Annotated in this window: 28 protein-coding genes and 1 riboswitch; of the genes, 2 read left to right on the top strand and 26 right to left on the bottom strand. The window is 27.8% G+C overall.

Annotated features, from left to right (window positions below):
• Positions 1-18 precede the first annotated feature (18 nt).
• From L1S49_RS07020 to L1S49_RS07115, 20 genes are all read right to left on the bottom strand, one after another.
• Positions 19-924 carry a hypothetical protein gene (locus L1S49_RS07020; protein ID WP_238903264.1) on the bottom strand — a complete coding sequence of 302 codons (906 nt, stop codon included), beginning with the start codon at positions 922-924 and terminating at the stop codon, positions 19-21.
• A 623-nt stretch (positions 925-1547) separates the two neighbouring features.
• Positions 1548-1715 carry a hypothetical protein gene (locus L1S49_RS07025; protein ID WP_238903265.1) on the bottom strand — a complete coding sequence of 56 codons (168 nt, stop codon included), beginning with the start codon at positions 1713-1715 and terminating at the stop codon, positions 1548-1550.
• Positions 1716-1872: 157 nt separating this feature from the next.
• Positions 1873-2052: a hypothetical protein gene (locus L1S49_RS07030; protein WP_238903266.1), complete on the bottom strand. Its 180-nt coding sequence runs from the start codon at positions 2050-2052 to the stop codon at positions 1873-1875.
• A gap of 69 nt (positions 2053-2121) precedes the next feature.
• Entirely contained in the window at positions 2122-2343 is a 222-nt protein-coding gene (locus L1S49_RS07035; protein WP_238903267.1) for a hypothetical protein, read from the bottom strand.
• Positions 2344-2415: 72 nt separating this feature from the next.
• Entirely contained in the window at positions 2416-2928 is a 513-nt protein-coding gene (locus L1S49_RS07040; protein ID WP_238903268.1) for a hypothetical protein, read from the bottom strand.
• A gap of 877 nt (positions 2929-3805) precedes the next feature.
• Positions 3806-4105 carry a hypothetical protein gene (locus L1S49_RS07045; RefSeq protein ID WP_238903269.1) on the bottom strand — a complete coding sequence of 100 codons (300 nt, stop codon included), beginning with the start codon at positions 4103-4105 and terminating at the stop codon, positions 3806-3808.
• 240 nt (positions 4106-4345) lie between these two features.
• Positions 4346-4612: a hypothetical protein gene (locus L1S49_RS07050; RefSeq protein WP_238903270.1), complete on the bottom strand. Its 267-nt coding sequence runs from the start codon at positions 4610-4612 to the stop codon at positions 4346-4348.
• A gap of 678 nt (positions 4613-5290) precedes the next feature.
• A complete protein-coding gene (locus L1S49_RS07055) occupies positions 5291-5572 on the bottom strand; it encodes a hypothetical protein (protein ID WP_238903271.1) in 282 nt (93 codons plus the stop codon).
• 141 nt (positions 5573-5713) lie between these two features.
• The gene (locus L1S49_RS07060; RefSeq protein WP_238903272.1) at positions 5714-6115 is read right to left on the bottom strand and encodes a hypothetical protein; all 402 of its coding nucleotides are present in this window, start codon (positions 6113-6115) and stop codon (positions 5714-5716) included.
• Between the two features lie 111 nt (positions 6116-6226).
• Positions 6227-7270, bottom strand: a complete 1044-nt coding sequence (locus L1S49_RS07065; protein ID WP_238903273.1) for an HlyD family efflux transporter periplasmic adaptor subunit — start codon at positions 7268-7270, stop codon at positions 6227-6229.
• A gap of 509 nt (positions 7271-7779) precedes the next feature.
• Positions 7780-7929, bottom strand: a complete 150-nt coding sequence (locus tag L1S49_RS07070; protein WP_238903274.1) for a hypothetical protein — start codon at positions 7927-7929, stop codon at positions 7780-7782.
• Positions 7926-8642: an ABC transporter ATP-binding protein gene (locus L1S49_RS07075; RefSeq protein WP_238903275.1), complete on the bottom strand. Its 717-nt coding sequence runs from the start codon at positions 8640-8642 to the stop codon at positions 7926-7928. The genes L1S49_RS07070 and L1S49_RS07075 overlap by 4 nt, the downstream gene beginning before the upstream one ends.
• A 34-nt stretch (positions 8643-8676) precedes the next feature.
• Positions 8677-10344 (bottom strand): hypothetical protein, encoded by a 1668-nt coding sequence (locus L1S49_RS07080; RefSeq protein ID WP_238903276.1) that lies wholly within the window; start codon positions 10342-10344, stop codon positions 8677-8679.
• A gap of 15 nt (positions 10345-10359) precedes the next feature.
• Entirely contained in the window at positions 10360-10869 is a 510-nt protein-coding gene (locus L1S49_RS07085) for a stage II sporulation protein M (RefSeq protein WP_238903277.1), read from the bottom strand.
• A 95-nt stretch (positions 10870-10964) separates the two neighbouring features.
• Positions 10965-11174, bottom strand: coding sequence for a hypothetical protein (locus L1S49_RS07090; RefSeq protein ID WP_238903278.1), 210 nt, complete (start codon positions 11172-11174; stop codon positions 10965-10967).
• 57 nt (positions 11175-11231) lie between these two features.
• Positions 11232-11858, bottom strand: a complete 627-nt coding sequence (locus tag L1S49_RS07095) for a YIP1 family protein (RefSeq protein WP_238903279.1) — start codon at positions 11856-11858, stop codon at positions 11232-11234.
• Positions 11859-12356: 498 nt separating this feature from the next.
• Complete coding sequence (locus tag L1S49_RS07100) at positions 12357-13655, bottom strand: GHKL domain-containing protein (protein ID WP_238903280.1); 1299 nt, start codon at positions 13653-13655, stop codon at positions 12357-12359.
• 11 nt (positions 13656-13666) lie between these two features.
• Positions 13667-14389 carry a LytTR family DNA-binding domain-containing protein gene (locus tag L1S49_RS07105; RefSeq protein ID WP_238903281.1) on the bottom strand — a complete coding sequence of 241 codons (723 nt, stop codon included), beginning with the start codon at positions 14387-14389 and terminating at the stop codon, positions 13667-13669.
• Between the two features lie 152 nt (positions 14390-14541).
• Entirely contained in the window at positions 14542-15021 is a 480-nt protein-coding gene (tsaA, locus tag L1S49_RS07110; protein WP_238903282.1) for a tRNA (N6-threonylcarbamoyladenosine(37)-N6)-methyltransferase TrmO, read from the bottom strand.
• 83 nt (positions 15022-15104) lie between these two features.
• Positions 15105-15923: an effector binding domain-containing protein gene (locus L1S49_RS07115; RefSeq protein WP_238903327.1), complete on the bottom strand. Its 819-nt coding sequence runs from the start codon at positions 15921-15923 to the stop codon at positions 15105-15107.
• Between the two features lie 150 nt (positions 15924-16073).
• Here L1S49_RS07115 and L1S49_RS07120 point away from each other — a divergent pair, with 150 nt between their 5' ends.
• On the top strand, positions 16074-16583 hold the full coding sequence (locus L1S49_RS07120; protein ID WP_073020380.1) for an aromatic acid exporter family protein: 510 nt from the start codon (positions 16074-16076) through the stop codon (positions 16581-16583).
• A 127-nt stretch (positions 16584-16710) separates the two neighbouring features.
• Here the strand turns inward: L1S49_RS07120 and L1S49_RS07125 are convergent, their stop codons facing one another.
• Both L1S49_RS07125 and L1S49_RS07130 read right to left on the bottom strand, forming a co-directional pair.
• Positions 16711-17013, bottom strand: coding sequence for a hypothetical protein (locus L1S49_RS07125; protein ID WP_073020378.1), 303 nt, complete (start codon positions 17011-17013; stop codon positions 16711-16713).
• A 3-nt stretch (positions 17014-17016) separates the two neighbouring features.
• Positions 17017-17229, bottom strand: coding sequence for a winged helix-turn-helix transcriptional regulator (locus L1S49_RS07130; protein WP_238903283.1), 213 nt, complete (start codon positions 17227-17229; stop codon positions 17017-17019).
• Positions 17230-17371: 142 nt separating this feature from the next.
• Here L1S49_RS07130 and L1S49_RS07135 point away from each other — a divergent pair, with 142 nt between their 5' ends.
• Entirely contained in the window at positions 17372-17692 is a 321-nt protein-coding gene (locus L1S49_RS07135) for a hypothetical protein (RefSeq protein ID WP_238903284.1), read from the top strand.
• Between the two features lie 50 nt (positions 17693-17742).
• Here L1S49_RS07135 and ppcA read toward each other — a convergent pair whose 3' ends face one another.
• From ppcA to L1S49_RS07155, 4 genes are all read right to left on the bottom strand, one after another.
• Positions 17743-19359 (bottom strand): phosphoenolpyruvate carboxylase, encoded by a 1617-nt coding sequence (gene ppcA / locus L1S49_RS07140; protein ID WP_238903285.1) that lies wholly within the window; start codon positions 19357-19359, stop codon positions 17743-17745.
• Between the two features lie 246 nt (positions 19360-19605).
• Positions 19606-19781: riboswitch (Lysine riboswitch) on the bottom strand.
• A 54-nt stretch (positions 19782-19835) separates the two neighbouring features.
• Positions 19836-21437: an AarF/UbiB family protein gene (locus tag L1S49_RS07145; RefSeq protein WP_238903286.1), complete on the bottom strand. Its 1602-nt coding sequence runs from the start codon at positions 21435-21437 to the stop codon at positions 19836-19838.
• Between the two features lie 68 nt (positions 21438-21505).
• Positions 21506-21817, bottom strand: coding sequence for a phasin family protein (locus tag L1S49_RS07150; protein ID WP_073020364.1), 312 nt, complete (start codon positions 21815-21817; stop codon positions 21506-21508).
• A gap of 84 nt (positions 21818-21901) precedes the next feature.
• Positions 21902-23146, bottom strand: a complete 1245-nt coding sequence (locus tag L1S49_RS07155) for an aminopeptidase P family protein (protein ID WP_238903287.1) — start codon at positions 23144-23146, stop codon at positions 21902-21904.
• Positions 23147-23187 lie beyond the last annotated feature (41 nt).

Genomic DNA, 23187 nt, shown 5'->3' on the forward strand with positions numbered 1-23187 from the left:
ATTACCTATTCTTTATTATCAATCTTCTTCATCACCCAATAGTAAACTATTAAAGACTTCTCTATCTAAACTACCCCTTATAACCCTTAATCTTAAAGATTTCCTTCGCATAGTTTCTATATAAGGAAGCATAAACAGTATACCAATAAAGGTTACTAGAGAATATAACTCTTGAGTCATAGGAACAAAGGAGAGAATCAAACATATTAGATATCCTATAGATACAAATATAATATCTCTTTTAAAGATGCTTTTACCTTTTTCTTTATCTAGAAAATAAGCCCCGTAATTTTTATGAGCGGTTTTTATAAACCATCTAAATACTAATAACGAAACAACAACAGGTACAAAACTCAACTTTGTTGTCCCTTCCATGTTTTTAGTAATAGGTAAAAACAAAGCTCCACCTACAAAGACAAATATAGAAAACATTCCTGAGTTTATTGCTAAAGCAAAATTCCTAAAGTTTTTCTTCTCTTCATCGCTCAAAACAAGTTCATCTTTAACAAACTCTTGATGAGTGTTTATTAATTTCTTATTCATTTTGTATTCAATAACAATGTTAATTACTAGTGATACTAATATTAGAAATTTTATATAGTACTTGTCCGTATTTATCAAGGTAATTCCAAAGGCTGCTATTCTTACAACCCAATCCACTATAGCTTCCATCTTAATAATTTTAAGCTCTTTAAATGTGTCTGTTACAAGTATAAATGATGTACATACAATTAATACTAAAGGCATGTTTCCTAAAACAAATTTAAATTCATTACCTAAGTACCTACCCAAATCAGTAATCGTTATGTAAGTTAATAATCCCATTACTACGTAACTGATTATATTCAATATAGCTAATATCTTTATCTTCTTATTCATATTTTCTCCGTTTCTACTTACTGAGCTAATACTCAACTTATCCATGCAAAAATTAATTTCACTATCATAATAACTATGGTAATTGAATTCCAATATGCTTCATATTTTTCCATCATGTTTAAAGATATTTTTATATCTAATACCCAAAATATAAAGAAAATTATTCCTATTACCATTCCTGCAACTAATAAAATTGAATACGCGTCTTTAAAATTCTCTTTCTTAAAATTATAAATACTCTGTGTCCATCTTTTCTCAACCTCATGACTTATTTCAAACTTTAATATATTTTATCATGTTCTTTGTATTTTCAGTTACTTATGTAGTGAACGTATTAAATTTACGATTAATCGTTAAAAAAGAAAAACAGAAATAATTATCGTAAAACTTCGATTACTTTTACTGATAAAATCCCTGAAGCCCCATAAACACTATATATAGTTATATAGATATCTATATATTCCTGAAAATCAATTGGGAAATCTAATGATACTTAATAAAGGTGAGTGATAAGAATAATTTTTATATTGGAATTACTGTAACTTCTATAAAAATAATTCTAAATATATTTTAAGAATTATTAAAGCTACCATTACCCTCTATATTTTGCAATCAAAACACTTAGTATTAATAATGGAATTACAAGTGCCATTGCAAATGTCTCCATCTTAAATTTCATTTTTAAATATTTTTGCTTTATAAAATATAGAATATAGTATTATAATACTTGCTAGTCCATATACTGGATTTTTAGTTATGGCAATCATGCATAGTATATTTACAATACTACTAATTACAATAATAAAAATATCCAATACTCTGCTCAACTTCTCCATATTGATACTCCTTTAAAAGTCAAATCCTATTTTCTAAACCAATACTCTCTGAAATTATTTTACCATGTACTTTGTCACTTATGTTATTTCTGCAATAAACATAGATAATATATGTTTAATCGTATAAAAATAAGAGTTGCTTTGTGGCAACTCTTAACTACTTTTTCATATTATATAATCTAATGGCTATATATACAGCTAACACAGCAGCAACTATATACAATACCCAATAGTACTCTACAAAATTAGGGTGACGTATATATAATGTAAAACTTAGTATAAAAATGAATACTAACATTATTAGCAGGTCTAATTTATTTAAACTCTTACTCTTCATGATAATCTCCTTTACATCACTTAAGCGAAAATATTATAGAATCTATGCCAGAAATAAATGTTATTTGAATTATTCCATATTGATGCTAGTAAAAAAACTCAATGCAATCATTATAAAAACAATTATAGTACCAATCCCTGATAATATCATAAATATATGTAGAAATTTTTTAGTTTCTACAATCATTTTATCGCTATCTTCATATAAATCTAATTTTTTGTTACTTTTAAATGTAAGCCCAAATATCGCAATAAAGCATATGATCAACAATATCAATAATATCCAACCCACTACTTAACCTCCAGTCTTGCCCAATAACAAATAGTCCCTCACTATAACAACTTAAGTTTTTCACTTAAAAGTTTACCGATTATTTAACCTAATATCCCATTTCTTAATCTTTGAAATTTTATTAATAGCATATTTATTTAAAAATATCGTTATTACACCACAAAAATATACTAATGCTTCTGATATTATAACCTCTCTATGCTCAATATTACTTATTAATAATGTATACCACCTTGAACCTGGTATAAGCATTATCGCTAAACCAATTATTATACTTATAGAAAATCTAAACTTATCTTTCTTATCCAAACTTTCTATTAATTTTCTCTCCATAGGTAAATATAACATTAATATAAATGGGACTATAGGTTTAAAAATCCAGTTCATTATATATGTTTCACTAAAATTAAACATATATAATGAACATACTATTGCTAATATTATTATACTTACAATTATGCTAACTAACTTTGCTATACTTTTATCATAATAAGCTTTAGTAAAAACTAAAACAAATATCATAATGTACCAGATTGGAATCATTAATGAAAAAGTATAATTATTATCTAAAAAACTACTTATCATATACTTTAATACCCCTTATTATGTACATAATTATGCCTATCTCTACTTTTCACTCTCACTATTTTTTACGTTTTTGGTTACTTGTAATTATATAGTTTATAAATCAGTATATAGCAATCACTAAAAATAGGACTCCTAATGCAATTAAGAAGTTCCCAGTAATTTTTTTAACTATTAATCCTAATATAATTCCAATAATTAAATATATTTTTTATTTATCTTCATGCTTCACTTTTACCAACCAGCATCTTTAGATTTATAATTACAATACCTACTCCTAAAATTAGTATTATAAAATTTAGTGCCAATTTGCTTATAGAAGATACATAAATCATCTTCTCATTCATTCCTATCAAAATAATTATTAATCTAAATCCTATTTTCTAAACCAATACTCTCTGAAATTATTTTATCATGTACTTTGTCACTTATGTTACTTCTGCAATAAACGTAGATAATATATGTTTAATCGTATAAAAATAAGAGTTGCTTTGTGGCAACCCCTGTGGTTATTAAGCTTAAGCTCTAAATATATATACTAAAAGATTCAATTAATATCTCTCAATTATTATCGGAATAATTTACTTTCTTTAAGAAAGCATGTCTGTGCCCGGGCAACATAGTAAGGCGCTTGCTACTTACTTGCTATCCTCTCTGTCCATATCTACAAAGCTATTTAGAGTTGGAAATAATATACATATAGGATAAATAATTTAAACCTTATAAATATCCATCTTTCGATAAAAATATAGCTTTGTCGATAATCTAAAATCTGAAATTATTTTCAAGAAGAGTAATAGAATACACAAAAAACTTTACAGCCTCTTATTTATATAGTATTTTTCATCATCTCTGCCTACTAAAATTATACTCTAACCTAAAATCGTCTAAATCTTTTTTCAGATAAAATCGCAAAAAGCTCTTTGATTATAAAAATATCTAAACCTCTAAAAATTAAACTAATATAGTTTCTTCCACTAAATATTTGATTTGATAAATCTATACCAAATTCCATAACTACTGCAAATAAAACCATACTTATTATAATTGTAATTTTAAAGTTCTTTTCTTTTATTAATTTATTAGATAATTTACTTGTTATATCCATCCTTCTAAATATTATATCCATAAATAAAAAAGTTGCCATAGCTACTATAAATGGTTGCAAATAACTCAAATTACCCCTCCTATCGGAAATTTACTAACTTCACCAAACATGTTACGTACACCCAAAAGTACTTTCTATATAATTTTAGGTTCAACACCATTATATGCACTTGACAGGTCAACCTTTAAAATATAAAAATCATATTCTAATAAATTTCTACACTTATACCAATTGCAATAGTAGTTTTATTTCATCATAATTAAGTCGAACTTAAATTTAAAATTTTAAAGTTTTAACATATTCTTATTTCTAGTTAATAGGTACCCAATAATTATCTTTTGGATAACCAGCTCTTTGGCACATCATTTCACATATAGCAGACCCAGGATCAAGAGCCCACATTAAAACAGTAAACCCACTAGATATAACTGAAGACACAGTCCCAGCTACACTATATGAAAATTGTGAGAATGATAGTCCTCTATTGGCTGCTGCAAATTTTTGCAATGCTGATCCAGCATATCCTATACTAAATACAGCGATTAGTCCAGTAATGTTCTTCACTACCTGATTCATTGACCAACCCCCATCAACATACTCCATCTCATCTCTGTCCATATCTACAAAGCTACTTAGTAATTGTAATGAAGGAATTTAATGAGACTTGGGAAGAAGTCTCTACATGTCAGCAGTTAAAAGGATTCTTATGAGACTTGAAAAGAAGTCTCTACAGGGCAGTAGTGCTTAATTTCTGTTTAAAACAAATGCGCTCATTTTTGTCTATAAAAACCTTAGTTGATTTCCTTTATGATATCATATCAATTATCATTTATGTTTCTTATGTGGTAAACGTATTAAAATCATTCTTAATCGTGTAAAAATAAGAGTTGCTTTGTGGCAACCCCTGTGATTACTAATCTTAAGTTTTAAGTATTTATAATAAAAGAACCATAGATATCTTTCAATTACTATGGGGAATTTGTCTATGTTAGTCGCTGCTATTCACTTGCTGAAACAATAAAGTGTAGGCTTTGTAAAAACTCTGAATATAGCATATCTAAACACACATATCCTAAGCAAGTACCTTCGAGAGGATATTTCTGCCAAATTAATTCGCTATTTTATTACAAATTATCGATATCTCTCACTCAATCAACATAATTAGTCTCCTACGATTCACGAGCTAGTCTACGTAGACCAGCATTTTCATTCTAGATTTCTAAGTTATTAATCTTATATCTAAATCACTAACATCTAATGAGTAATTCTAGTAATTATAAGAAGAATAATTAGAGGTATTAATAATATTGCACAGGTAAATAAATTCTTCTTATTAAAACTTAAGTTTTGCTTATCATAGTTTTCTTTTATATTTTCTCTTCTAACAAAGAATGATGATATTATACATGTTAACATCCCTAATACAAATACTATATAACCTCCTTCTAGTATTGGCTTTTGAAATATTAAACATAATATAATTGTTACTAAGGCGATTGCTTCTAAGAGAAACCCTAACCACATTATTTTTTTCATTATTACATTTCCTCCTTTCAATACACTAAAATAACCCTGTTCTATATTTATTAAAACAGTCACTCTCTATTATAAAATTTATTTTATAATAGAGTGACTGTTTTTATAATATAATTTAATCCCATTAGTTTCGAATTAATTCTATGCTACTCCATAAGATACGCCTGTTACAACTCCCAAGAAGAAGGTGGTTGTCATTTGATATCTTTTAGTAACAATTTGATTTTTTGAAGAAAAATAATTATATGCCTGACGATATTCATTTCCTGCAAATGCACAATATGAAGCGCCAATTCCTGCTATTACTCCAGCTCCAATCCCAAGAGCACTAGCTACTGATACAGCTGCCGCATAAGTATATCCACCTGCTAGTGAAAACCAACTAGCCATCAAAGTTCCAGCTAGAACTTTCAAATTTTTTGCACTTCCTGTTGACATAGCAGTTGATCCTCCATCAACATACTCCATTTCCTCTATGTCAACATCCACAAAGTTGTTTGGTAATTGTAATTCATATTCTCTTCTTAAAACAAATGCGTTCATTTTCTATTCCTCCCATTTTATCACAAATTTATTATTATTTATATTAAAAGTTTCTATAATTTTTCCAGCCATCTCGAGCTAACTGTAGTCAACTACATCAACTTCTAATTGCTAACTTAATTTAATTCCTATCTGTTCAATAAAGTATTTCATATATGTTATTTTTTCATATTTGACCCTTGTTTCTGTTACCATTCCTAAGGTTAGCTTAACTTCTTGTCCTTTTTTATCTTCTAGGTAGGTTTTTTCTGGTTTAACCTTGAGTTTAAAGTATATGTTTCCTTTTTCATTATCTATGGTAGCATCTTCATCTATACTTATTACTTCACCTTTTACGGTTCCGTATTCTGCTTGATTTAGTCCTCCTACTGCCATGGATACTTCATCTCCTACCTTTACTCTAGGTCTGTCTGTTCCTGGTATTAAGGTTTCTACTATTTTTTCACTTTCTTCATTTGCTATAGTTCCTAAAAGATTTCCTCCTTGAAGAACCATTCCCTTATTAAGTGGGGTATTTAAATGTACTTTTCCTGTTATAGGCGAAAGTAACTTATACTCATTAGTGGAATTATCTATAGCAGCTTTCTGTGTTTCTAACTTACTTTTTTCTAATTCCAACTGTTGTTTTTCTGTGGTAAAGCTTAATATAGTTTCATAATAAAGCTGATTAAGTTTTGTTTTAGCTTGATCTTTATATTGTTTTATTTGATCCTCAGTATACTGTTGTTTCTTTAAATCTTCTTCATTAATATCATAGTCTTTTCTCTTAGCATAATTATTTTGTAATCTATTAAAAAATTCTAATTCCTCAGAATTGTTTTTATTAAAACTGTTAGATAGATTAGTAGAATCTTTTTCAGCCCTTTTAAGAAGTTCTATTCTTTTATTTAATAAATCTATCTGTCCTTGTGCCTGCTCTATCTGATATTTTGCATCTGGAGCATTCATTACTAGAAGTATATCTCCCTCTTTAACTTCTTTTCCTTCTTCTATATATACTTCCTTTATTTCTCCAGATACTTTACTCATTATGTTGAACTTGTCATTAGTAGTTATAAGTCCCTGCCCTTTTACTACATAGGTCTTTACCGACTTGGTAGACCATACTATAAATGCTGTAAGTAGTGCCACTATTATAAAAATTATATATACCATAAATCTAGGAGGCCTCTTATCATACAGCAACTTACTTAATCGTATAAAAATAAGAGTTGCTTTATGGCAACTCTGTGGTTATTAACCTTAATCTCTAAATATATATACTAAAAGATCCAATTAATATCTCTCAATTATCATGAGAATAATTCACTTTTTAGGTAGCATGTCTGTGCCCAGCCATCCTAACTGAGCCCTTTAGGACGAAATTTAGAAAAACTGGCTCTTTCATATCCTTCTACTCAGATAGTTTAACCGCGAAAAATAAAAATACATTTGATATTAAGGTATGATAAAACTTTAAGGCTCAGCATTTCTTTACTAAACCCTTTTTATCTTTTTTAAATTTATTGTTAGATTAAAACACGTTCGAAAGTTCTAGATAGGGAATCTCTAATAGATAACGTCATTTAAAATACCACATCTGTGCTCAAGAATCTTTTAGATTGAAGTTTGTTGTTTGATATCTATTTTTTGATATAAATCACCTGTATTTTAGTACTCATTTTTTATAAATATTTTGAGCTTATACTAAAATAAACTACTCCAGAAATGATTAGTACTAATGTCGCTATATACGCTTTTACTATAATGCTACAAATTATCAACCCCACAAATCCAACGAGGATAGCTATATTTTTTACAATATCACTTTTCATTTACTCACTCCTTTAAAACTTGATACAAAATAATCTTCTAATGAACCATTTTCCTTCAAAATACTTTCCATATCAATATATTTATCGAGTATTTTTCCATCTTCTATGCTAATAATTATATCACAAAATTTCTCTGCTAACTCTAATTGATGGGTGGATATAAAAATAGAGTTTCCACTTTCAGTGAAGTTTCTTAATGTATTTTTTATTACATATAAATTAATAGGATCTATTCCTGAAAGGTATTCATCTAATAGTAGAAGTCTTGGATTTATTATCAGAACTCCTAACAGAGCTATTTTTTTCTTCATACCTAATGAATATGTTCTAATTTCTTTATCTACAGAATCTTCAAACATTAAATCTATTATTAGCTTATTTAGTTCCTTTTTCTCTATTTTTAAATCGAATAAATCAATAATAAAATGTAAATATTCATAGCCAGTCAGCTCTTCATATATTAAAGGATCATCTTGTACAAAAATAATTTCACCTTTTTTAGCTTCATCAATTTTTTTGTTATAAAAAGTTATTTCTCCACTATCATAATTTGACAAGCCTGAAATTACTTTTAATGTAGAGGTTTTGCCAGCACCATTAGGTCCTACAAATCCCATTATTTTGCCCTTAGGAAGGCTAAAAGAAATATTATCTAATATGACTTTATCGTCAATTTTTTTTGTAACATTTTTTACTTCTAAAATATCAAGCACTAAAACAATCTCCTTTTGCAATTATTTAATCAATCTAAAATAGGGAATTTAGCATTTTACTGTTCTTGAGGAATTTCCTTAAAATAACACGTAACGCAAAAGTACCTATTATACATACCAAAATTATTGTAGCCCCTTGTATAATAAAGAACTGATTTGTACCAATATTATTGGTAACAAATAATATTAACGGCGCCAAAATTAAAGTGTTTAAGAATAGTTTAACAAACGCATTAATATTGTTACTTATTAATTCCTTATCTTTATATCTATTTAGTTCCTGTATATTGGTGAAATTAAAATGTGGCGCAATCACACTAGGTAGATAATATAGATGTGAAGATAGTATTATCACCATAACATGCCCCATAAATATTAAAAACAATGCTACGATACTTATCTTAGTTAAAATATACATAAGCAAATCGCCTATAAAAATAATTGGTATCATTATACACAAAAACAATTTAATCTTTCTATTTAGTACTCTCCATAAACTCTGCCCAGCCAATAATTGGATATAAATTTTTTTACCATCACTTTCTAAGGAAATTGTTGGACTTAACTTTTCAAACATATTGAATCCTAAATTATATATGGGAATAAATAAATATAATACAATCAAGCAATAATACATAACTTCATTGTCAGTATTAATGATTAATGAACTTACAAAACTAACAGTAATCCAATAACTTAAATTGCCAAATATACATGAAATATTTCTTTGTGTAAAAATATTTCTGAAAAATATTTTTATATATGCAATAAGTATCTTATCTTTTAATATACCTCTTCTGCTTGCATACATACAAATCTTCTCTGCAACTGTGAAATAGTTTCCTGTAGATGATACCTTGCTTTTGTATTGCTTCTTACTAATAACAATTATTATAAAAATTTTTATAGCCAATACACTTAGTAATATAAAAATATTTTTATGGTTTATCCACTGACTATCAATTATTGACATAATATTATGTGAATAGGTCCGTAAAATGTCTCTTTTTATTAGGTTATAATAATTTATGTTATTTTGATTTATCATAAGGAAAATATAATTTATATATTTATATAGCTTAGATCCTATTATAAATGTAATAACAACAAATAATAATTTAGATATAATCGATATTAATAGTTGCAGATTTAAATTCATATACTTTTCTTTAGATAATACATACCCATTATGTAAAAATGCAACTTCTATAGCAATAAATAAATATATTAGAACAATCAACAAACAAACAGAAAATGATATCAAAAAACTCTGATATATTGAATAATATATTGGAAATATTATAGAAAATATTAAAATAACTGTATCTCCCATTTTGAATATTGTATTTTCTAAATAAACTATCACTTTTATAATAGTCTCATTTTTTAACACATTACTACCTAACCATTTACTGTCTATAGAGTAAAAATAATAGTTAGATGAAAGTACTCCTTCCCAAATAGAAGTCGCTATAATTATAATATATAAAAAGTTCAATAAAATATTAACCTTAACAATTCTAATTGCCTCTGGCATCAAAAGGGTAACTATAGAATATATACCGAAAAATGATACTATTTTTAATAATATGCTCGCCAACATAAAAAAACTATAGTTCTTTTTAAAAAAAGAAAAGTGAGAGTTCTTATACCTTTCTTTTTGTCTTATATAAAATTTCCATTTTATCCACTTCACTATCATAATATTCTCCTTATTTTAGCTATTTATTAAAATTGGCGTTACTATTCCTTCAATTAATGCTGATATAACTACTAAAAAACTTACTACAGCAACTAGCTTTAAATTAAATTTTATTTTCTTAAATTTGCTAAAATAAAAAGTAACCCCTTGTAACCCTATGACTCCTGCAACTATAAATGCAATTATCTCAGTAGTACCATGAGGTAAAATTCTTAAACATATTTGCACTACTGATACGCCTCTAACATAATTTCTAGCTATAATATAACCTAATGAGAATCCGTTTGAAACTAAAAGTATTACTGTGGGGACAGCAAATGTGAATATTCCCAACATAACAATTATGGCTACCATTCCATTATGCTTCATCAACTCTATAGCAAAGTATATACTAGGTAATATATTGGGTTGATTAACTATATCAGTGCTTGTTTGTTTCACACTTAGCCCCATTAGTATACCTAATGAAACTCCAATAAAATATAGTATACCGCTACATATAAATAATTTAGAAAATTTTCTCAATTAATTTCCTCCCTAAATAGCTATGAAATACAAAAATACCGGAATTAGAGAAAAATAACAATACTTATTTTTCTCTAATTCCTTACTTAATTATTTTATAGAGCTATTAGTGCTTTTGTCGCAACGCCTTTCATTATAGCCTTTCTTATTGCTCCAACAAGAAGACCAGATACTCCGCCACCAAGAACTATACCTAATGCAGCAACAACACCCATCCCCGCATCTATAGCTTTAACAACAATTGTAGCTTCTGCAGTCGTCATAGCAGTAAGGGCAGTGATTTGTCCTAAAATTAATGATACCATGATTTTTTACCTCCTTTCAAAGATATTTATATTAAAATCTAAAAGATTTTATATACCTTATATTATTGTAATTAATAGGCTTATTAAAAAAATTATAATATTAGTTATAATTACAAGCATTAAAGAATCTTTTATGCTTTTTTTTGAAAACACTGATACACCTATCGTAATTAGACTTAAATTCCAAATATAAAAAACATCTATATTGGCTAATAGTTGTGTGATATCTGAATTAAAACCTATTTTCGATACAACTTGTCCAAGACTTGTTATTGGTATGCCACTATAATTCTTGATGCACAAATCCAAAGCTCTACCAAATAATATACTAATCTGCGAAATAATACTTACTAGAAAAAATTTTTTAAGACCTATTTGAAAATCAAGTAGCTTTCCAGCAACATTATATATTATAGATGATACAAGTATGTTTCCTAAAAAAGTAAAAATACCTATTGTTGCTGAAATTATTGAAAAAACAATTACTACTTCTTCTGATTCTAAACTAGCATTTATTTTACCTAAATCAGCTTTTAAAAGTGAATCTTTAGATATAAACACAGCTTCTATAAAATATATACTAACTATCAGTATAAAAATCAATTTATATTTATTTGATTTCATAATCTTTTCAAAAGCATTAAAAGGAGAAATTATTAACGACAATAAAATATTTTGTTCCATTTAGACCTCCTTTTGGGTTCATTAGCGACCCAAATATTATGTGAATACTTTTATACTAGGTTAAATTTGCTGATTTAAATATTTATATAAATTTATATATTTTTACTCAAATTATATTTCATCTGAAAATATATGGTTTTCATATTTCTGTTTTGACTTATCTGTATCTTATTATGAATTAATTTAATATCAAACACTAACTTACATCAATATTCATACACTGTTTATATTCTAGTTTAGTATTACTCTCTTACTTAATAACCTATATTAAATTTCTATTCTAAAATGTTATTTAATAAATTTGACGATACATTCAAGATATTTTATAACCCTAAACCTTTGATTAAATGCCAAATCCAACTCATTCCCATTGTGCTCATAGTACTCATTCTCTCCACCTACCTTATAATAAAAAAGCAATCTATGTGTAATTTATACCATACACATAGATTGCTTTTTTATTTCTTCTGTTAATCGTCGAATAAAATACGATAAACGTTAATTTATTATATCACTAAATATAATTTCAACTAAAAAGTTTTCCTTCGAAATGTTATACTTAATATTCCCCCCATATTTATTTACTGCTTCTTTAATATTTAAACTACCAAACCCATGATTGTTTTTATCTAATTTAGAAGTTTTTAATTTGTTATCAATTATATTAACTTTTCCACTAATAGGATTTTTTACTTTAATTATAATGTTATTTTCTAATTGTTTTATCTCAACTTCTATTTTTTTCTCTATATTCTCTGATATTTTTTTTAATGCTTCTACTGAATTTTTAAGAAGATTAGAAAAAATAATACATAAATCCATATTGGATACTTTTAATTTATCGGGAAGCCTTCCTCTCCACTTTAGCTTTATATCATTATTGACTTTGTTACCTAACACATCGACTACTACAATATTAACTATATCATTACCAGTCTGTGTACTATTACTTAACTTATCTATAGCGCCCTGAATATCATTCATATAAGAATAAAGTTCATCATACTTTTTGTCCTCAAACAATATCTTCATACAATAAAAGTGATTTGTTATGTCATGTCTAAATCTCTTTGTATCTTTATCTTTTTCAATTAACATAGAGTAATAATCTTTTTGTTGCTCCAACAACTTCTCATTTATAATTAGAGACTCTTGATAATATTTATTATTTTTATCTAATATTATTAAGTATACACATATAGTTATAAAAGCTATTCCACTTAAACTTATACCTATTATAGTGAATGTTTTTATTGTATCATTTTTATGCATTAAGCCTAACGCTTGCACTGGTACTAAATATAAGCCTACTCCTATAACACCCAGCAACAAGACTCCTATGAACCTTTTACTAATAACCAATCTTTCCATTTTAATCATCTTCTTTACACCATATAATACTAAATAAAAAACAAGACTTATTAAACTAACTAAAGAATTAAGAATACGATTATCTAAAATAAATTCTACACTATATCCTGTTAATAAAGCATATATACCTCCAAACAATGGGTCAATAACAGATATTATTTGAAATATTAGAATTACTAAAAAAACATTCTTATAGTTTTTTAAGTATACTGTCATTGTAATCATATCAATTGTTCCAACTATATAAGTTATCCATGTATCTAACCCATAATATTTAGCAAAGGTTACTGCCAATATGGTTCCTAGAAATCCCCCAATAAATATCTTATTATTTTTCTTATGTTCATAACCCATTATTTTAACTATAATCAAATATAATTTTATAAAATCTAATATGTATAAAATAATCCAATAAAAATTCCCCATGCTGTATCTCCCTAAACATATCTAGCATTTTGACTAATATATTCAATAAACCTATCTTTAGCTACCTTTCTATTCCTAATAGATACAGGTGTCTCCTTATTATTTTTTAATAGAAAATGTCCATTCTCTATTTTTATTACATTCTGAAAGTTAACTATAAAGGATTTATGACATTGAAAGAAATGTCTATCACCTAATTCTTCTCTCCATTTTTTTAGAGAATTTGGAGTTACATAACTATTGTCTCTAACATATATAGCTGAACCTTCCCCCAATGATTCTATATAAAGAATATCTTTTTTCTCTATTAAAATACTCTCTTCTCTCTGTTTTAGGATAATGCTCTGTGATTCAGTAAATTCTTTTATGGCTTCTTCTATTGCCTCAAAAAATTCTTCATGATCTAAGGGTTTATAAAGATATCTAAAAGCTTTAACCTTAAAGGCTTCCTTAATCATGTTTGAATGGCTCGTTATAAAAATGATAAATATATTATTGTGTTTGTTATTCAGCTCTTTTGCTACCTGGAACCCATTTATGCCAGGCATTTCAACATCTAAAAATAATATATTTACATCCCCTTCATAATTTATAAGCCTTGTCCCATTATCAAACAGCTCTATTCTATAATCCATATTATGTTCATCCAAATACTTTTCACATAACTTTTTAACGGCATTTTGAATTATAGATTCATCATCACATATAGAAATCTCAATCTTTTTATTCCCCATTATACCCCTCATTTCTATATTAGTTTTTTTTACTAATTTTATCATATTTGTCCTAAATAATCTATATTGTTACATATATTGTCACTCGATTTCTACATACCAAAACATAATTAAAGGCTCAACCTTTTGGTTGAACCCTTAACATTTTATTGCTATTTAAAATTAAACTCCTCTTCCCAGTTAAAGTATGCTGATTCTTCTAAACTTTTTGGCCAGTGCGAGCACCACTTAGGTACTTCTGGAGATTCTACTCTATCAAGGCTTGGAGTATAAGGTTTTATGTCTATAACTGGAGTTTCATCATAGGCATCAATATATGGAATTCTAATAATTCCTTTTTCATAGTCAATGCTTAAAATACTAACTACAGTTAATGCAATCGGATTAGGTCTAAGGGGGGATCTAGTTGAGAATACTCCCATAATGTCTGGTGATTTTTTATAAGGTTTTTGTGTTTCAATAGTGGATCTTGCTTCCTTATTATCAAAATCACTAAACCACCATATAACATCAATATGACTAAATCCCTCTAAGGCTTTTAGCCCTTCAACATACTGTTTGCCAAGTTCTATAAATGTCCCCTCTTCTCCTACTTTAACCTTCCCAATAGAATTCACTTCAAATAATTTCATAATATATACCTCCCAAATAATGTTTATTTATATCACAAGTTCAGTGTATAACCTACCATTATGTGAGAGTCAATAAAAAACACTTATATTTTTTCTTCTAATGCGATTTGAATTTCTATTAAGTAATCCTTAGGATTTTCCTCATTCCATGGACCTCTATGGACTATTTGTCTACTTTCTCCTGTCATTTTATATTTTTTATGTTCTTGAAGCCAATTCCCAAAAGAAAGGTATGCTTTACCAATGTTTTTAAAATCTCCATATACCATAGTAGAAGCCATTAATGGAACTTTTTCAGTATGTCTATATACAAATCCACCTTTATCTTCTCTAAACTTTTCAACAACTGCACAAAGTTCAATATCTACTTCTTTTTCTTTATATTCAGTATCATGATAAATTGAAAAAGTATTCTCAGATATTGATATATTGTTTTCTTTTGCAAAGTTAGACATTTCAATCCACATATCGCCTTCTGAATAATAGTTTGGGACAACTTTCCTTAAGGAGAGTACCTTATAACTAGGAATATTCTTAATTGAAACACTATAGTTAATATGGATTTTTTCTTTTTTTATATCTTCCATGGCTATTTCAATTTTGGACAGTTTATCCCTCTCTACCTCAATGATGTCCATTATTTCTTTTTGTTTCTGTTGCAACTCATTAGCTATAAAATTATCATCCCATTTATTAATAGCCGTTGTAATTTCAGCAATACTAAAACCTAAGTCTCTTAGAAATATTATCTTATTAACTTTAGGTATCTGTTCTATTGAGTATAATCTATAAGAAGAAACCCTATCTATTTCTGCTGGTTTTAATATACCTATTTCATCATAATATCTAAGCATTCTTATGGAAACCTGTGTTAGTTTTGAAAACTCACCTATTTTAAACATCAATATACCCTCTTTAACTTCCAATAAATTCATTAAGTATATTATAACATTATGATTTCACTTTAGCCCAAGGGTGTATTTTAATATGGATTTATAGTATTATTTAACTATAACTTTGTAACTAATGATTTTCTTTTTTAGGAGGTAAATATGAACTTTAAGATAAATAAATTGCCTAAAATAGGACTTAGAAATCTCAAAACTGCTCTCTCTGTATTAGCATGTATTTTATTATTTGAGATTTTAAATAGAGAACTTCCCTTTTATGCTTGTATAGCTGCTGTTATTTGTACAGGAGATTCTGTTAAAAATTCTGTGCTTGCAGGAAAAAATAGATTAATTGGAACTTTGATTGGTGGTTTACACGGAATAATTTTCATTTTTATTGAACCTTATATTCCTATTCCAACATCTGTTTTAATAAGCCTTGGAATAGTAATTGTAATATATACGGGAGTAATATTAAAAAAGCAGCCCTCTATATCTATTAGTTGTGTTGTTTTTCTAGCTATAATGATAAATATTAGAGGTGGCGTAACCTATCTTTATGCAATAAATAGAATTATAGATACTGCTATCGGAATTGTTATAGCTGTTTTAGTTAATAAATATTTTAATCCAACCTTAGATACGGATGGGGATTTGGATGAAGATAATTAAAAAGTGCTATTGTACATTTTAATCTTAAATTAATTCATTAGAAAATAGTATTTTAAAAAAAGACTATCGGATAACAGAATTTTAGTCTGCTAATTCAATAGTCTCTTTTTATTTTGCTCCCATTCTTTTAAGATTCAATATCTGCAATAACTCTAAAAAATTTATCTCTAGCCCATAAGGTCTCAATTACTTTGTAATCAAAATTCTGTTCATATTTATCTAATTCTATGGTTATCGTACCTGTTAATTGATTATATATCATCCTTCCATAATCATATATACTTAAATCCATAGCTTCATCTTTGCTTAACTCTAACCCCTTATTTATGTGATATAAATTTTCTTTGTCTATCCTATAGTGTAAGTACATTTTAGTTTCTATCCCATTTACTTCTACATCTTCTCCTGAAAAATAAATTACATTTTTCATCTACTAATCCCTCTTTTCAACCTTAATACTTCTTGGTGATGCATCTATTCTGGATATATACCCTTTTTTCTCTAGTCTCTTAATATATTCGTGGATAGTAGAAGTAGACTTTAGTCCAACTAGCTCTTGAATCTCTCTAATTGTAGGTGAAATTTTATTTTTCTCTATATACTCATTTATTATATCTAAGACCTTTTTCTGCTTCATAGTTAACATTAGTATCTTTTCCTTTCTATGACATATGCTATTATAAGCATAGCAAACATATGTTCTTTTTTCAAGAAAAATAAACTCCTAAACTAATCCATGAATATTTCTATCAAAACTTAAAGAAACTATATAAAGTGAGGTGCATATTATGAAACTAACTTTATTAATACCAATTATTTTATCAACTTTTATGAATTTTACTGAAACACCAAAAATAATTTCTGAATCAAACACTTACAAAGAGGGGGTATATGATATTACAAATGATATACAAATTAAGGCCACAGCTACACTTGTGAGCCAAAACACCTCTGTAAGTCTATCTATAATTGATGCTAATGGTAATCAAACCTTCTTTAAAAAATTTGATAACATAAACGATACAGTAAACTTAGGAACTATTCTAGATAATGACCGTGTTGCAGTAGTTGGTGCTGGGGAAATAGCTATAGTTATTGTTAATTCATAGATATAAAAAACCTCGTTAACACTGTTAACGAGGCCCTACATATTTCTCTATTAACCCATACTTCCTCTTAATTTACCCATTCTTATAATCCACTCATTTAGAATCTTAAGTTCTTCTGTTTTGTTTTCTAATAAATCTTCTTCTGAACCTATTAGATGCATTATGATTGGACGAGTTGTTTTAAGTAATGTATGGTAGAATTCATTATCATTTAGGTATTCAAAATCAATACCTAAGTCTAATATTTCATTTACTAATTCTAGATCCTCCGCATATTCTAATCTTGCAGATTCATCTATTATTCTTTTTGAAACTTTAGGATTAGCAAATAAAGCTGCAAATCTAAAGTCTTTTTTTATTTGAGGATAGAATTCTTTTAGTTTATCTATCCCTTCTTGTCCATACTTTTCTTTTATTTCTCTAAGACCTCTACCCATTCCTACGAATTCTGGTGGTATTCCTAGAGTGTACATAGCTCCAGTGTAAGAAATGGCTCTTGGCACTGAATATTCTACGTTGAGGTCTATTGATAATAATTCATTTTTTAATTTCTCATCTTTAACCCAGTTTGCTATTTTATCTATTTCTGGAAGATCCCTTGTATAGTCTAACCCAGTTTTACTCTTAGTAAGTCTATCTCTGTTTTTAGGGATAAAGTCTGATACAAAGCTTACTGTGTTTATTATTTTTAAGAAGGTTTGAAGATAATATTTTGAAAATATTCCTATGAATTCTTTCATAAGTTCTATATCTTCTTGATTAAAGTTTCTATGAACTGATTTATCTATATTATCATTTAATTTGTTTACTACTTCTTTTGCTTTATCTCTTCCATGGTCATATCTTAAAGCTGATTGTAGTGTAAAGGTCTTAATACCTGAGTAAGTTTTAATCATACTTTCAACATTATCGTTAGTAAAGTGTCCTCTAAATGGAAGTGAACCGCAACCTAAGATTGGATATACATCTACTCCATGCTCTTTACCCCACTTATAAGCTGTATCTATTGCAAGTACTACAGATAATACTCCTGATATTAATCCATAGGACATAGCAGAATCTGAACGTGCTAGCATAAACCTTAAAGATTCAAGCTTATCACCTTTATCTTCTGAGGTATGATAAAACTCATCAAATATAGTATCTATATTTACTAATGAAGGAACCCCTTCTACTAGTGGAATTATTCTTATACTATTCAAATCAAATTTAACATCATAGTTTTTGTTTCCAAGTTCAATAACAGAGTTTACTCTATCTTGGAATTGGCAAACCTCTGCTCCAGTCTCAACCATAGGTACTACAACTTCTTTTATAGCCTGCACTCCTGTATGTTGGTAGGCTTGAACATTAGTTTCAACTATTGACATTATACTCATTAATTGTCTAAATACTGATTCCTTATTCGCATTAGGAATTCTTGGCGTTATAGCTACATCCTTTCCTGGAGTTATCCCATTAGAGATTAATCCTAAGGCCACCTGAGAAGTTTGATGATATGGTGTTAACTTACCTTCAAAGTCAATCATTATCTCATTTATTCCAAGTCCACCTTTCTCCTGAAATGTAAGACCGTCAATTGCTTCTTGTGGTTCTTGTTGTATAGATACATAAGTATCTACGTTATCTGGATGTTGCGTCATCATAGAACTAGGAATTTTATACATTAAATATACCCCCAAATGAATTTTTATTTACCGCCTAATTTCAATTCTAACATAAAATGTTGTAATGTAAATATATTTCTATTTACAAATGCAAGTTTTTTATTTTTCACTTGCACATCTTTTCTTTTATGTTTATTAATTAAGGCTGTTATTATCTAAAAGTGTTCCCCAATATTTTAAAGAATAAAAAAGAGCCTTGGAGTAATCCAAGGCTCTGTGTGTACTGAAAAATATCAATAACAGTTTCCATTGGATAGCACTCCACAAACATTATTTGTGACAATCTTATATATATTCTATATAAGACCAGTTGTATAGTTTTAAAGCATTAACTACACACTTCGGCAATGTTTCCTTTCCCTTCACTTCTCTGTGCTTAGCTCCATGAAGATACTTTTAAACCTTGCGCCTCTATCTCTAAAATATTCACTTTTATTGAATTATACATTGTAGTAAAAATTTTATCAAGAATTATTTTAGATATTTCCAGATCTTATTATGCTTATAACAAGCCAAACTCCTAATATAGCAGCTATAAAAAATCCAAATAAACCTATTACTGATACCCCATGAAATTGCGGTGCCCCATTATAATCTATTATTAGTGATGAACCTACTATCATAGCTGAGATTATCATGGAAAACACCATTCTATTCACCATTTTACTGAATCTATCCATTGATTTATCTAAGTCATTTATCTGGAGATTAATCTTTGACCTTCCGCCTTTTACACTATCCATAAAACTAACAGCTTTTTCGGGGAGCTCTATAGAACTTTCAATGAATTTATAAAGTTTTAATGCTATGTCTTCTTTGCTTAAATCATTTAAGAAAAATAATTTACTATCATTTCCCATTATAGCTATAACCATAGTTAATATGTCTAAATCAGGAGATAACTCTGCAATCACCCCTTCAAATATTACCATGCTTTTAGCTAATATTACTAAGTCTGTTGGCATTAAAATATTGTTTTTAGATGATATAGCCATTATTTCTTGAAGCATCCTAGATATTTTTATATTTTTTAATGAAGTACCTAAATAAACATCTAAAAACCCTTCTATATCTTCATACAAGTTGCTTTTATTAATAGTTCCATTTTTTATTCCTATTGCTAATATAAAGTCAACTAGCTTATTTATATCTTTTTTAGCTAAAGCTATTATTACCTTATTAAACCATTCTCTTAGGTAAGGGCTTATTTCTCCCATTATCCCAAAATCTATAAAGCAAATTTTGTTGTCAGATACTAGAATATTACCTGGATGGGGATCACCGTGGAAAAAACCATCCTTAAAAATATGCTTAAAATATATAGATACCAATTTTTTAGATATGTCTTCTAGTTCATAGTTATCTTGAATTAAGCTATATTTATCTGTTATCTTATACCCTTCTATTTTCTCCATAATTAAAATTCTAGCAGTTGAATATTCATCATAAACTTCTGGAACATGAAGTGGTACTACATCTCTATTATTTCTCTCAAATCTCTTTAAATTGTCTTTTTCTATCCTAAAATCTAATTCTTTTTCTGTAATGTTCTGTATTTCTTTTAAAGCTTCCATTGGATCAATTAAAGTTTCTTTAAACTTTCCTTTTGCCATTCTAGCAAGCCTCATTAAAATCCTCATGTCTTGGCTCATAAGTTCTTTTATGTTTGGTCTTTGAACTTTTATTACAACCTTTACTCCGCTTTTTAAAACTCCTTCATGAACTTGAGAAACAGATGCAGAAGCTATAGGTTCTTCATTAAATTCTAAAAAACATTCATTTATATCTCTTCCTAGTTCCTCTTGAAAAGTTCTTTTAATATCCTCTATAGGAACCTTAACCACATCATTTTGAAGTTTTTTTAATTCTTCAATATATTCTTCTGAAATAATATCTGGTCTAGTACTAAGTATCTGCCCTATTTTTATGAAAGTTGGTCCTAAATCTTCAAAAGCTTTTCTAAAGTTTTCAACCTTCTGTTTTTTATTTAGTATTTTTTCTTCAACAAAATACCCAAAACCATAATAGGTAAGTACTCTAATTATCTCTCTAAACCTATTAAAAGTGCTTCTGTTCAAATAAATCACTCCTGTTTCCCTGTCACTAAGCAATAATTAATAAATAGACTAAAGGGAAACCCTTTAGTCTACATTTGATCTAGTTTATTTTCTAAAAACTCTATTCTTACTTTTAGTTTATCTATCTCTTCTTTTTTAACATATCCAAGTTCTGAAATAACCTTTTCTAAACTCTCTTTGTTTACTGACTTTATTTCATTGATTTTTTCTGTAGCTTTTGTAGTGAAGTTTCTTTTTAATTCTTCTGAAAGCTCTTTACCTTCATCTACAGTTAATCTACCTTTTTCAACTAACTCATCTACAACCTCAGATGCTTTTTCATAAGTTGTAGCTACGGCACCCACTCCAGCTAACAACAATTTCTTAAGATCATTTATCATTTAAATCATCTCCCATACATTCTTATTAATATTATTATACCATTTAATTCTAATATTACTCTAATATTAATAAACACTTAATAATTAACGATTTCTGAAGAATTCTTCTATTTCACTAACTTCTTTAATCATTGCCTTAGTTAATATTTCATTCCCATCTTCAGTAACTAATATATCGTCTTCTATTCTTACGCCTATCCCCTCTTCTGCTATATAAATCCCAGGTTCTACTGTATATACCATTCCAGGTTTTAGCTCCACATTTCTTTTACCCACATCATGAGTATCTAATCCTAGGCTGTGACCTATAGAATGCCAATAGTATTTTCTTACATCTTTTTTATCGTCTATTAATCCTAAAGCTATACATTCTTCTGCAACCCAATCTGTAGCTTTAGTGTTTATGTCTCCCCAATTAATGCCTGGTTTAATCTCATCTATTACCTTTTTGTTTACTCTAAGTACAGCTTCATAAACTTGTTTTTGTCTTTCTGTAAACTTACCATTTGCAGGAAAAGTTCTTGTTATGTCTGCATTATAATATTCATATTGTGAACCTAAATCAAATAATATTAAGTCGCCATCATTAATTATAGAATTATTATCAACATAGTGAAGTATTGTAGCATTAACTCCAGCAGCTGCTATTGTTTTAAATGCAGCGTCTGTTGCGCCTCTTCTCTTACAATTAAAATCATAATATGCTTCAAGTTCATATTCCATCATACCTGGTTTAGAATTCTTCATTAAATCTTCTACCCCTTCAATGGTAATATCTATAGCTTTTTGCATGTTTTCTACTTCTTCACTAGACTTTACAAGTCTAAGTTCTGCTATACTGTTGTATATATTTTTTACTGAAACTTGAGGATATTTATTCTTTAGATTTCTTGCAAACTCTTCAACTAAAGTTTCTCTTTCAGAAAAACCATCTTTTTCTAAATCAAAATATACTTTCTCTATTTCTTCTTTAAATATAAGTCCATGTATAGTTCCTTCAAATTCTTTAGTATATAGAACTTCTGTAAATCCACCTTTTTCTTTTGCTTCATTCGCTCTTATACTTTTCCCAACCCATTTTTCCATTTCTAAGTCTGGTTCTTTTACAAATAATATTGTTCTTTGCTCATCCTTCTTTTTTACCAATATTAAAGTTATTTCTTCTTCATCTATTCCAGTTAAATAATAAAAATTTCTATTAGGTGTAAAGCTATATGCTTCATCAGCTGTTTTTTTAGGTGCTTTTCCTGCAAATAATATTACCGCACTATTTTCTTCCACAGCTTTAAATAAATTCTCTCTATTTTTTATAAAAACTTCTGCCTTCATAACTTATCTCCTTTGCCTCTTTAATACTTAACTTAATTATA

The organism is Clostridium sp. YIM B02506, from assembly GCF_022324845.1.
In the GTDB taxonomy this organism is placed as follows: Bacteria; Bacillota; Clostridia; order Clostridiales; family Clostridiaceae; genus Clostridium_T; species Clostridium_T intestinale.